The following is a 12,375-nucleotide window of genomic DNA, read 5'->3' as shown; positions in this document are numbered from 1 at the left end:
TTTTGATTTTGTAAAATTGAAACTATTTGATTTTTTATGGTAGAGTTGATTTCCTCATTTTTCAAGGTGGTTTACAGGATTCTTTTTAAGGAAATTGATTGTCGTTAATTATAGATTATAACTAAATAAAAAAGGGGTTTTTTCCCCTTGTTCAGACAAAGACTAAAAAATTACATTTGTACCACAAACTAAAAATTAAAAAAATGAAAATGACAATTTTTGCTGGCTTTTTAGCCACTACATTATTTGTATTAAACTCATGTTCAGAGAATGTACAATATGAACAACCTTCTCAATTGATCACACATGATTTAGCAGTAGAGTTAAGTGAAAGATACCATGAAAGTAGAGCAGAATTAATTTCTAAAAGTATTCTAAAAGATGATGTTACTGCTGTTTGGTATTCTATTGAGGAATTAGAAAATTATCTTAATTATGTTAAAAATCAAGGAGCAGAAAAGGGTATTGATGTAACAGGTATTAGATTGTATTTAGGGGTCTATCCAAATGATAGTTCCTACAAAGAAAAGGCGGGTTTAACTACAATATTTCTAACCCCAACTAAAAAAAGAGAGGCAACAATAAATGTTGAAAGTTCAAGAACGGATCAATATTCGGAGGAAAATATTGACGCAATAGAGTTACAACCATTAAATTATGGCGGAATAGGGCGTCCTCCTAGAGTAATGTATCCTCAATAAGACATGCTAAAAGAGTTAGGTTCTTACACGGTTTATTTAGCTTTATTATCGGGTGTTCCTGGAATATTTTTTTATTTCAAACTTCCTAATAACAAAGCTAAATCGCTATTGGTTTTTATATGGATAGCTTTTGTAATAGATTTCATTGGTATCAACTTTAAAGAGTGGACAGGCTATGTTAATTATCCGATCTATAATTTTTATATTCTTATTAGTTTTTCGTACTATATAATTTTATTAAAATTGTTGCTAGTTAAAATAAAAACACAAAGAATTGCTTCATTGTCCCTTCTCTTTTTTATTGTTGTTTATTTTACAAATATTTTATTTATACAAAATAATTTAGCTCAAACTTTTACTAATGTTTTTGCTCTAGGAGTAATCATAGTTTTATTCTTATCCTGCTTGTATTTATTTGAGATATTTAGCTCTGAAAACATCTTAAATTTTAAAAAATCAATATTTTTTTGGTTCATAGTGGGTGTATTAGCTTTTCATGTGTCTTTTTTACCTTATATGCTGGCTATTCATTTTTTATTAATCGATACAAATGATACAATACTTAGTTTTGTTTTATTTATATTAAATTTGTTAATGCACAGTTGTTTTTTAATAGGGTTTATATGCAGCGAGAAGAAATACAATTATTAATAATTTCATTCAGTATAGTTTTATTTACATTACTGCTGACAGTTTTTATTTTATTCTTTTTTTTTCAGAAAAAGAAAACAAAATTTTTAACGGATAAGTTAGAAGCGGAATTACGCTTTCAGTCTGAATTAACAAAGTCGAAAATTGAAATTAAAGAACAAACATTGACTAATGTGAGTAGAGAGCTTCATGATAATGTTGGACAAATGCTTTCAGTCGTACTTATGCAAATGAATTTTTTAATTGAGGATAACAATAGATATTCTGTTTCAGAGCTAAAAAAAATTAAAGAGCTAGTTACAAAATCTTTAAATGAAATTCGATTGTTATCTAAATTAATGAATGGAGATATTTTTTTAAATACTAATTTTATTACAGCTATATCTGAGGATTTAGATAGAATTAAAGCGCTAAAAAAAATAAAATGTGAAATTCATGTTAGCGGTGAGGTAAGAAAAATAAATATCGAACATGAAACCATAATTTATAGGATTTTACAAGAATCTATTTCAAATATATTGAGGCATTCTTGTAGTGATTCTATAAAAATAAATGTATTGTTTACGGATGTTAATTGTAGGATAGACATCATTGATACTGGAAAAGGATTTGACTTAGAAAAATATAAAAAGGGTTCTGGACTATCAAATATAGAGACTAGAGCAGATTTAATTGGTGCCAATTTTATGATTTATTCTGATAATAAAGGAACAATAGTAACTATCGATTATCCTATCAAAGAATAAAAAAATTTAAAAACATGGAAAAAATTAAAATAATAATAGTAGATGATCATTTATTGTTTTCGCAGTCACTTGCTTATCTAATAAGCAAATACAAAGAGTTTGAGGTTATAGGAAGTTATGCCAATGGTAAGGAATTTATTTCTGCCTATGAATCAGCTGATTTTAACCTTCCTAATATTGTTCTTTTAGACGTTAATATGCCAATTATGGACGGAATTGAAACAATGAAATGGATAAAGGAACATCATGCAGAACTTAAAGTTTTAGCACTATCAGTAAATGATGACGAAGAGACAATTATGAAAATGATTACTAATGGAGCAAAAGGGTATTTGTTAAAAGATACCGATCCAATAGTGTTTAAAGAAGCGCTATTAGAAGTATATAACAAAGGATTCTATTACACAGAAATCGTTTCTGGTTTTTTAATTAACAAATTAAACCAAAATGAAACCAAAATTGTTTTAAAAGAGCGTGAAGTTGAATTTATAAAATTGGCTTGCACTGAAAAAACGTACAAAGAGATTGCTGAAGGAATGTGTTTAAGCCCAAAAACAATTGATGGTTATCGAGAGAATTTATTTCAAAAACTTGAATTAAAAACTAGAATAGGCTTGGTTTTATACGCTGTAAAACATAAAATTGTTTGTATATAAAACGATACTATAATTGAATTTGACGTTCAATTTGCTGTTCCAAAGAAATGTAGGTTTCCGTTCTTGAAACACCATCAATGGGTTGAATTTTTTTGTTGAGTAATTGCATTAAATGTTCGTTATCGCGACAAATGATTTTGATTAAAATACTCCAATTTCCAGTCGTATAATGGCATTCTAAAACCTCTGGTATCTTCTTCAACTCTTTAACCACTTCTGGATTACTTGATGCTTTTTCTAGATAAATTCCAATAAAGGCCATCGTACTGTACCCTAAAACTTTAGTATCTACAATAAATTTTGAACCTGAAATCACGCCAGCTTGTTCTAGTTTTCTTAATCGTTGATGGATCGCAGCGCCTGAGATTCCAATTTTGTTGGCAATCTGTAAAATAGGTTTGCGAGCATCTTCCATCAAATCGCGAAGGATTTCTTTATCGATTCCGTCTATTTCAATCTGTAAGTGATTTATTTTCATTTTCAATTGATTTGAAAGTAAAAATACAAATATGATTTCAGAATTGTGTTTTTTATTAGGTTTTTTATACTATCCCTACGGGGCTTTTCTCAAGGAGTAATTATTCAGTTACCAATATTCCAAACCTATGGGATTAAGTAATCACTTAAACAAAGTACATGTCCTATTTGGCTCAAATACAATTTTAAAGTAATGTTGTTCGTAATCTCGGTAAAGTAAAACACAACAGGATTGAAAGATTACGAAGGTATGATATTTTTGTAGCGCTTCCAGAATAAAAAAAATCCGAAACCTATACGATTTCGGATTTTGCTTATAATAAAGGAGTAGTTTAATTTTTAACATTCAACGGATTGTAACCTAAATACGGCACTTCCATTTCTTTGAAAATAACACCATAAGCCTCCAATTCTTTTAAGATGGGATTGTATACTTCTTTTGTAATGGGTAATTGTACCCCTGGAGTTGTGATTTCTTTGTTTAAGATTTTCAATGTGGCTATAGCCACTGGAAGTCCAACGGTTTTTGCCATCGATGTATAGGTTTGATCGTCTCCAATACAAACCATGGTTGCATCAATTTGTTTTTTCTCACCGTTTAATTCGTAACCAAATTTGTGATACATCACAATCATATCTTTATCGTTTGGTTCTAAAGCCCATTTCTCGGATAAGATTTTTTCTAAAATTTGTGCAGGTGTAGCTTTAATTAATCCCACCTTTTTGTTCGGATTGAATAAATCGATTTCTACTAGTTTGTCCCAAATGATATCATCTTGATCAATTTTTTGAATATGACGCAGTTTGATTTCTACAGTATCTGTAGGGTGATAAGGTAAAAAGGAGTTCGTAAATTCGCGATAGGTCATGTTTTCTGAATTATCAATTGTATACGAATCATCGGTCATTCCCAATTGTACTAAAATGTCCCAAGCTCTTGAATAACCAACTCTTCTGATCGTACCGCGGTAACAAGTTAAAGCATCGTCTAAACCGTATACGCTTCTGTATTTCAATGAATCTCTATTAGCATATGCTTCAAATCTTCCGTAGCCTTCTACTTCTAAAAACTCGGTTCTTCTGAATAGTTTGGTGTAGGGGATATATTTGTAAGTGCCTTCTTGTATGAATTTTGCAGCGCCACCTTGTCCCGCTAGAACTACATTTCTTGGGTTCCATGTAAATTTGTAATTCCATAAATTGGTATCGCTTTCTGGAGCTACTAATCCACCACAGAACGATTCAAACAGGATAATGTTTCCTCCTTTTTCCCGAATTTCATCCAATACTTTCATTGCACTCATATGGTCGATTCCTGGGTCAAGCCCAATCTCATTCATGAAAACCAAACCGTTTTCTTTAGCTGCAGTATCTAATTCTTGCATAGCAGGACTGATATAAGATGCCGTTACCATATGCTTTTTATAGGTAATACAGTCTTTTGCAACTTCTAAATGCAAATGTGCGGGTAACATCGAAACCACAATATCTGCTTTTTTAATTTCTTCTTTTCGTTGTGCTTCATTAAAAAGATCAAAAGCAATGGCTCTTGCGTTTTTGTGATTGTTGGTTTTTTGTTTTGCTAATTCTTCTGATAAATCACCAATAGTAACCTGAAGATTTTCTTTCTCTGAATTTTCTAAAAGGTATTTTATAAGGGATGAAGCAGAACGACCTGCTCCAATGACTAAAATTTGTCTCATCTTGGGATGTGTTGTAAAAATATCACACGAAGATAGTAAAATGTTATATTTGCGAAAACATTTTCTTGATTTATGTCGTAATTTAACATAAAAACTTTTGCTATATTTGGTCTCAAATAAAAAAAATGGATAAGAAAATTCTTTTAGTAGCTGCTTTTTTAGGTGTAACGGCAATAATTTTAGGTGCATTTGGTGCTCATGGATTAAAAAAAGTACTTTCAGTAGAGCAATTGACAACATTTGAGGTTGGAGTGCGTTATCAAATGTATCACGCTTTATTTTTACTTTTTGTTGGGACTTTTACTTTTCTAGAAGATAAAGAGCGTTCGATTATTTTTTATTTAACTATAGTGGGTGTTTTGTTTTTTTCAGGTTCAATTTATTTTTTGGCGACAAATACGATAACCCATTTGAAGACAAAATTTTTGGGACCAATAACACCGATTGGAGGTTTATTCTTGGTTGCGGCTTGGGGATATTTATTTTATTCGGTATTATCTAAAAAACAGTGATTAAAAAACGCTATCTCAAATTTAATTTATAATTTTGCACTTTATTTTAAACACAACATAACCTAATTTTATGGATACGAATGCTCAAACTACGAAATCGATTTCGTTAGAAAAGTACGGAATCGTTAATGTATCAGAAATCATATACAATCCTTCATACGATTATTTATATAATGAAGAATTAAACCCTGCTCTTGAAGGTTTTGAAAGAGGTCAGTTGTCTGAACTTGGTGCGGTAAACGTAATGACGGGTGAATTCACAGGTCGTTCTCCTAAAGACAAATATATTGTTAAAGATAGCGTTACAGAAAACACCATTTGGTGGAATTCTGATAAAGCAGCTAACGACAATAAACCTATTTCTCAAGCTACTTGGAATGCTTTAAAAGAAACTACTGTAAAGCAATTATCAAATAAAAAATTATACGTAGTTGATGCTTTTTGTGGTGCGAATGAAAACACTAGATTGAAAGTTCGTTTCATCATGGAAGTAGCATGGCAAGCACACTTTGTAAAAAACATGTTCATTCGTCCAACAGAAGCGGAATTGGAAAATTTTGGTGAGCCAGATTTTGTAGTAATGAATGGTTCAAAAACAAGTTTTAAAGATTACGCAGCTCATGGATTAAATTCGGAAGTATATGTGGCGTTCAACTTAACTGAGAAAATTCAATTAATTGGAGGAACTTGGTATGGAGGTGAAATGAAAAAAGGATTGTTCTCTATGATGAACTATTACTTACCATTACAAGGAATTGCTTCTATGCACTGTTCTGCTAATAAAGGGAAAGATGGCGATGTGGCTGTTTTCTTCGGATTGTCAGGAACAGGGAAAACTACGTTATCAACAGATCCAAAACGTGAATTAATTGGAGACGACGAGCATGGATGGGATAATGACGGTGTTTTCAACTTCGAAGGGGGTTGTTATGCGAAAACAATTGATTTAAGTAAAGAAAATGAGCCGGATATCTTCGGAGCAATAAAAAGAGATGCGTTATTGGAGAACGTAACGGTTGATGCTAATGGGAAAATTGATTTCAAAGACGGTTCGGTTACACAAAACACGCGTGTTTCTTACCCAATTAACCATATTGAAAATATTGTAAGACCTGTTTCTAAGGCAGGTCACGCTACTAAAGTTATTTTCTTAACGGCAGATGCATTTGGAGTAATGCCTCCCGTTTCTAAATTAACTCCAGAGCAAACTAAATATTACTTCTTATCTGGATTTACTGCTAAATTAGCGGGAACCGAAAGAGGGGTAACACAACCAGAACCAACATTCTCAGCTTGTTTCGGAAAAGCATTCTTGTCTTTACATCCAACAAAATATGGTGAAGAGTTGGTTAAGAAAATGGAGCAACACAAAGCTACTGCATACATGGTTAACACAGGTTGGAACGGAACAGGTAAACGTATTTCCATTAAAGATACTAGAGCGATTATCGACGCTATTTTAGATGGTTCAATCGAAAAAGCAGAAACGAAAACAGTTCCTGTATTTAACTTTGTAGTGCCTACTGCCTTACCAAATGTAGATACTAACATTTTAGATCCAAGAAATACGTATGCTGCTGCTGCTGAATGGCAAACAAAAGCAGAAGATTTAGCTTCAAGATTTATCAAAAATTTCGTTCAGTATACGGATAATGAAGAAGGAAAATCATTAGTGGCTGCTGGTCCTCAATTGTAATCTAAGCAATTTACATAGTAAAAAGTCCCGATTTAATCGGGACTTTTTTTGTTTTTTTGACAACATTTTAATTAAAAACCCCAAACGCAAACGCATTTGGGGTTTAATATAGGTTTTGTTTATTTTTATTTTCCTTTGTTTACCTCGGCAACATATTTTTCTAGTGCTCCTGTCATCGAGGGCGTTCCTGGGCTAGGGGCCATGATATCCACTCGTAATCCATGCTCTAATGCTTCTTTTTGTGTGGTGGTGCCAAAAACAGCAATTCTAGTATTGTTTTGTTTAAAGTCGGGGAAATTTTTGAATAACGATTTAATTCCTGTTGGACTAAAAAAGGCTAAGATGTCATAGTATACATCCTTTAAATCAGATAAGTCACTCATGACAGTTCTATAAAAAGTTCCTTGAGTCCAATCTACTTTCAGTCCGTCAAGTGTTTGTGGGACATCAGCATTTAATTGATCTGAAGAAGGAAGTAAGAATTTTTCGTCTTTATATTTTTTAATAAGAGGAGACATATCAGCAAAGTCTTTTTGACCTACATATATTTTCCTTTTTCTATAGACAACATATCTTTGAAGATAAAAAGCAACGGCTTCAGACTGACAAAAATATTTTAAATCTTCAGGCACTTTGTAGCGCATCTCTTCTGCAACTCTGAAAAAGTGGTCAACGGAGTTTCTACTGGTTAAAATAATGGCAGTGTAGTTGTTCAGGTCTATTTTTTGTGCTCTAACTTCTTTCGCAGGAACACCTTCAACATGAATAAAAGGTCTAAAATCAACCTTTACTTTCAGTTTATTTTGAAGCTCAAAATAAGGAGAATTTTCTACTTTAGGCTCTGGTTGTGAAACTAATATTGTTTTCACTTTCAAATTTGACATATTTCTCTCTAATTTTTTGTAAACCAATTATAAATAAAATAGTAAGGTGCTATTTCAAGGGTGCAAAGATATAAAATAAAATAAAATATTTTACGGAATAGTAAATTTTGATACAATTTCAATGCAACTATGTAGGTAGTGACATTTAAGGTAAACAGCACAACAAGCAGTATAGAAAAAAATAATTTTGAATCAAAAGTGTTGTAATATAGGAGGATATTAATTGGCATTAAAACCAAACCAAAATATCCTCGATAATTGACTTTTAATAAGTTAAATTGTTCGCTAAATTCTTCAATATTAAACGCTGTAGCTATTATTTTTTCAATTAAGAATTTCGATAAGATAAAAACCGAGAGAAAAGTAAACAGCTGAATAAAGATAATCCAATCTGTTTTTTTTGCAATTCCAAATTGATCCAATACTAGAAGTATAAAAAATGAAAAGGAAAATAATTGTAAAAGAAACATGGAAACAGTAAACCCACTCATCAAATTACTGCTGTCTTTATAAATTTTGGTGTATTTGTCCGAGTATGCTAATTTTATAAACTCGTTAAATCGTACAGAAGAAATTACTTTGTTGATCGCAATTATTACCAAACAGAAAAGGAACAAAACTGTTGCCCAATCTTTGTTTTCAATTATTCGATTATGTAATTCAATTGCTAACATATGTTTTGCAAAACTACAAAAAATAGTGTCATTTTGATTATTATAAGATTATTAAGAATTTTACTGAGTAAATACCTTATTTTTGCACACAAATATAATTCATTCTATGGCTAAAAACATTGTCATAATACCTACTTATAACGAAATTGAGAATATTGAAACTATAATTCAAGCTGTTTTTTCACTTTCTACTTCATTTCATGTTTTAATTGTGGACGATAACTCTCCAGATCAAACTGCTAAAAAGGTTAGAGAACTACAAGAAATATTTCCAACACAATTGTTTTTAGAGCTTCGCACCAAAAAAGCAGGATTAGGAACGGCTTATGTACACGGATTCAAATGGGCTTTATCACAGGGTTATGATTATATTTTTGAGATGGATGCCGATTTTTCACATAACCCAAATGATTTAGAAAAATTGTTACATGCTTGTGAGAATGGAGCAGATCTAGCCATTGGTTCTCGATATTCGAATGGGGTTAATGTTGTTAATTGGCCACTGAGTAGAGTTTTACTATCTTATTTTGCTTCGGTCTACGTTAGAATGATAACAGGCATGAAAATTGCTGATGCTACAGCAGGTTTTAAATGTTACAAACGACAAGTTTTGGAAACTATTAATTTAGATAAAATAAAATTTGTGGGTTATGCGTTTCAAATTGAAATGAAATACCGCGCTTTTGTAAATAATTTTAAAATTGTTGAGGTTCCTATTATTTTTACGGATAGAACAAAAGGACAATCCAAAATGAGTGGAGGAATTATTAGAGAAGCTGTTGTAGGTGTAATTATGCTAAGATTTCGAAAAATATTTAATAGATTATAATGAATACATACTTAATTAGAAATGCCAAAATTGTTAATGAAGGCGCTATTTTCGAAGGCGATATTTTAATTGAAAATGAATTCATTAAAGAAATTGCAGAGAAAATAAGTCCAAAATCTTCAGATTGTGTAATTATAGATGCAGAGGGAAGTTATATAATTCCGGGAGCAATTGATGATCAAGTGCATTTTAGAGAACCTGGACTCACGCACAAAGGGACTATTGAGTCAGAGAGTAGAGCCGCTGTTGCAGGTGGGATTACTTCCTTCATAGAGCAACCTAATACGGTCCCAAACGCAGTTACCCAAGAACTTTTAGAAGATAAATATCAAATTGCATCTCAAACATCGTACGCGAATTATTCGTTCATGATGGGGGGAACCAATGATAATTTAGAAGAAGTTTTAAAAACAAATCCAAGAAATGTAGCCGGAATTAAATTGTTTTTAGGTTCTTCCACGGGAAACATGTTGGTAGATAATCCGGACGTTTTAGAAAAGATTTTTTCGTCTACCAAAATGCTAATCGCTGTTCATTGTGAAGACGAAGCCACTATAAAAGCAAATACTCAAAAATATAAAGAAGAATATGGTGAGGATATCCCAATGAAATACCACCACTTAATTCGAAGTTCAGAAGCTTGTTATTTGTCTTCTTCAAAAGCTATTGAATTGGCAAAGAAGACAGGAGCTCGTTTGCATGTTTTTCATTTGTCAACAGCAAAAGAAATGGAATTATTTACAAATAAGATTCCATTAGAACAAAAACAGATTACGGCGGAGGTTTGTATTCATCATCTCTGGTTCACGGATGCCGATTATGAAACGAAAGGTTCTTTGATTAAATGGAATCCTGCAGTTAAAACACAAGAAGATAAGGATGCGCTTTGGAAAGCACTATTAGAGGATAGAATAGATGTTATTGCAACTGATCATGCCCCACATACGTTAGAGGAGAAGATAAATCCATATTTAACATGTCCTTCTGGAGGTCCTTTAGTACAACATGCTCTTGTGGCTATGTTTGAAGCACATCATCAGGGTAAAATTTCGGTAGAAAAGATTGTAGAAAAAATGTGCCACAATCCAGCTAAAATTTTTAAAATAGAAAAAAGAGGGTTTATCAAGGAAGGGTATTATGCAGATTTAGCTATAGTAAATGCCCATCAGCCTTGGAATGTTAAAAAAGAAAATATTTTATACAAATGTGGATGGTCTCCATTTGAAGGATATAATTTTAAATCAAGAGTGACCCACACTTTTGTAAATGGAAAATTAGTTTATGCAAATGGAAAAGTGAAAGAATTAAGAGTTGGACAACGTTTATTATTTGAAAGAACAGCAGAATGAGAAATTTTTTAGTATTGCTTATCGGTGTTGTATTGGTTTCATGTTCTAAAAATCCGGTTCCAAAACCAGACAATTTGTTAGATGAGGAGGTGATGACCGATATTCTTTTTGATATTTCAATTCTTCAAGCTACTGAAGGTGCTATGCCAGATAAATTAACTTCTGAGAAAATCAATATTGAAACGTATATTTATGAAAAATATAAGATAGATAGTATTACTTATTATCAGAATATTCGATTTTATGCGGGGGATGCCAAAAAATATCAAAAAATGCATTTGGAATTGATGAATCGTTTCGATACGCTTCTTAAGAATAAAACAAATATACCTGAAAAGAATAAGCAAAATAAAGTTGTTCCTAGTTTTCAATAATTTTATCGAAGTAAGCTTCTTTTTTTAAGAAAGAATACTGTAATGTATGGATTATTTTCGATGTATCATAAGTAGTCCTTGAATGAGATGCTTTCGCAGTTGCTCTAGTAATTTTTCTTTTTTTAGATATAATTTTACTAATCAGCCAATCCAATCGCCAGGCGAATGTTGTTGTTAACTCAGATGCTTGATATGAAGGAGGCTTAACTTGTAGTAGTCTCGCAATATATTCGAATAAATCTTTTAGGGTAATATTTTCGCCAACTAATGTAAAACGTTCACCAGACACTTCGCTTTTCATTAGTTCAAGCATGCATGATGTTACATCTTGAACAGCTATTATGCCAATGTTACCGTTGGTGTAAAAAAGAAGACCTTTTTTTATTAATTGAATCAACACATCACTACCTTGATGTGGAAATCCAAAGCCGAAAATAACACCAGGATTTACAATGATGACCTTTAATCCTTCCTGATGTCCTCGCCAAACTTCCATTTCAGCACCATATTTGGTAATAGCATAATCACTATGAATTTCTTCAGGATTCCATTCAATTTCTTCAGTAATATTGGTTTCGTGTTCTTTTGGATCCCCAAGTGCGGCGATAGAACTTACATGACAAAGTTTTTTTACACCAAAATCAATACAGCAATTCACAACGTTTGCAGTTCCTTCGATGTTTGTTTTTCGGAGCTTTTCTTCATCACTAGGTTCAAACGAAATCATAGCGGCACAATGGTAAACATGAGTAATGTTTTTAAAAGCGATTTCAAGTGAGGGAATATCGGTAATATCGCCTTTTACCCAATGAATTTTATCAAAAAGAATAGTTTGATTATGAAAAGCAAATACATTCTTTACTTTTTCAATTTGTTTCTCAGAACGGAATAACGCTTTCACTTCCTCATTTTGTTGAAGAAGTCGAACTAACAAATGCGAACCGACTAAACCTGTTGCTCCTGTGACTAAAATCATGTTGTAAATATAATATTTTTTACTGGATGCTGGAAGAATTGATTTTAAGTTGAGCCTTCCTCTTGAATGTAATTTTTAAGCCTACTTTAGTCATTTTGCAGAAACAGGAAACTCCTAGAAATAGGCTTATCTTTAAGCGAAGAAAAA

The 12,375-nt window shown here is 31.9% G+C and carries 14 protein-coding genes; 9 read left to right on the top strand and 5 right to left on the bottom strand.

Annotation, left to right across the window (positions count from 1 at the left end; genetic code table 11):
• The first annotated feature begins 203 nt into the window (after positions 1 to 203).
• The 4 genes from BUE95_RS02625 to BUE95_RS02610 are packed head-to-tail and all read left to right on the top strand — an operon-like array spanning position 204 to position 2,754.
• Positions 204 to 701 carry a hypothetical protein gene (locus tag BUE95_RS02625; protein WP_084530214.1) on the top strand — a complete coding sequence of 166 codons (498 nt, stop codon included), beginning with the start codon at positions 204 to 206 and terminating at the stop codon, positions 699 to 701.
• 3 nt (positions 702 to 704) lie between these two features.
• A complete protein-coding gene (locus BUE95_RS02620) occupies positions 705 to 1,352 on the top strand; it encodes a hypothetical protein (protein WP_073581127.1) in 648 nt (215 codons plus the stop codon).
• The gene (locus tag BUE95_RS02615) at positions 1,325 to 2,098 is read left to right on the top strand and encodes a sensor histidine kinase (protein WP_073581125.1); all 774 of its coding nucleotides are present in this window, start codon (positions 1,325 to 1,327) and stop codon (positions 2,096 to 2,098) included. Before BUE95_RS02620 ends, BUE95_RS02615 begins: the two co-directional genes overlap by 28 nt.
• Before the next feature lie 14 nt (positions 2,099 to 2,112).
• Positions 2,113 to 2,754 (top strand): response regulator transcription factor, encoded by a 642-nt coding sequence (locus tag BUE95_RS02610; protein ID WP_073581123.1) that lies wholly within the window; start codon positions 2,113 to 2,115, stop codon positions 2,752 to 2,754.
• A 7-nt stretch (positions 2,755 to 2,761) separates the two neighbouring features.
• Here BUE95_RS02610 and BUE95_RS02605 read toward each other — a convergent pair whose 3' ends face one another.
• Complete coding sequence (locus BUE95_RS02605) at positions 2,762 to 3,232, bottom strand: Lrp/AsnC family transcriptional regulator (protein ID WP_026724461.1); 471 nt, start codon at positions 3,230 to 3,232, stop codon at positions 2,762 to 2,764.
• Positions 3,233 to 3,563: 331 nt separating this feature from the next.
• Complete coding sequence (locus BUE95_RS02600) at positions 3,564 to 4,934, bottom strand: saccharopine dehydrogenase family protein (RefSeq protein WP_073581121.1); 1,371 nt, start codon at positions 4,932 to 4,934, stop codon at positions 3,564 to 3,566.
• A 125-nt stretch (positions 4,935 to 5,059) separates the two neighbouring features.
• Between BUE95_RS02600 and BUE95_RS02595 the strand changes: the two genes are divergently transcribed.
• Together BUE95_RS02595 and pckA are read left to right on the top strand one after the other, a co-directional pair.
• The gene (locus BUE95_RS02595) at positions 5,060 to 5,446 is read left to right on the top strand and encodes a DUF423 domain-containing protein (RefSeq protein WP_073581119.1); all 387 of its coding nucleotides are present in this window, start codon (positions 5,060 to 5,062) and stop codon (positions 5,444 to 5,446) included.
• A gap of 70 nt (positions 5,447 to 5,516) precedes the next feature.
• Positions 5,517 to 7,142 (top strand): phosphoenolpyruvate carboxykinase (ATP), encoded by a 1,626-nt coding sequence (gene pckA / locus BUE95_RS02590; RefSeq protein ID WP_073581117.1) that lies wholly within the window; start codon positions 5,517 to 5,519, stop codon positions 7,140 to 7,142.
• Between the two features lie 125 nt (positions 7,143 to 7,267).
• On the opposite strand, the gene BUE95_RS02585 is transcribed toward pckA, so the two are convergent.
• Both BUE95_RS02585 and BUE95_RS02580 read right to left on the bottom strand, forming a co-directional pair.
• Entirely contained in the window at positions 7,268 to 8,017 is a 750-nt protein-coding gene (locus tag BUE95_RS02585; protein WP_073582390.1) for a uroporphyrinogen-III synthase, read from the bottom strand.
• Positions 8,018 to 8,034: 17 nt separating this feature from the next.
• Positions 8,035 to 8,700 carry a DUF4271 domain-containing protein gene (locus tag BUE95_RS02580; protein ID WP_073581115.1) on the bottom strand — a complete coding sequence of 222 codons (666 nt, stop codon included), beginning with the start codon at positions 8,698 to 8,700 and terminating at the stop codon, positions 8,035 to 8,037.
• A 106-nt stretch (positions 8,701 to 8,806) separates the two neighbouring features.
• Between BUE95_RS02580 and BUE95_RS02575 the strand changes: the two genes are divergently transcribed.
• From BUE95_RS02575 to BUE95_RS02565, 3 genes are read left to right on the top strand one after another with little or no spacing between them, the layout of a single operon-like run.
• Complete coding sequence (locus BUE95_RS02575; RefSeq protein ID WP_073581113.1) at positions 8,807 to 9,529, top strand: polyprenol monophosphomannose synthase; 723 nt, start codon at positions 8,807 to 8,809, stop codon at positions 9,527 to 9,529.
• Entirely contained in the window at positions 9,529 to 10,878 is a 1,350-nt protein-coding gene (locus tag BUE95_RS02570; RefSeq protein WP_073581112.1) for a dihydroorotase, read from the top strand. Before BUE95_RS02575 ends, BUE95_RS02570 begins: the two co-directional genes overlap by 1 nt.
• Complete coding sequence (locus BUE95_RS02565) at positions 10,875 to 11,252, top strand: DUF4296 domain-containing protein (RefSeq protein ID WP_073581111.1); 378 nt, start codon at positions 10,875 to 10,877, stop codon at positions 11,250 to 11,252. The genes BUE95_RS02570 and BUE95_RS02565 overlap by 4 nt, the downstream gene beginning before the upstream one ends.
• On the opposite strand, the gene BUE95_RS02560 is transcribed toward BUE95_RS02565, so the two are convergent.
• Entirely contained in the window at positions 11,239 to 12,228 is a 990-nt protein-coding gene (locus BUE95_RS02560) for an NAD-dependent epimerase/dehydratase family protein (protein WP_073581110.1), read from the bottom strand. The genes BUE95_RS02565 and BUE95_RS02560 overlap by 14 nt on opposite strands.
• Positions 12,229 to 12,375: the final 147 nt, after the last annotated feature.

This window comes from Flavobacterium cucumis, from assembly GCF_900148835.1.
Lineage (GTDB): Bacteria > Bacteroidota > Bacteroidia > Flavobacteriales > Flavobacteriaceae > Flavobacterium > Flavobacterium cucumis.
Note: the sequence above shows the minus strand (reverse complement) of the source record. Positions and strands in the feature narration are given on the sequence as shown.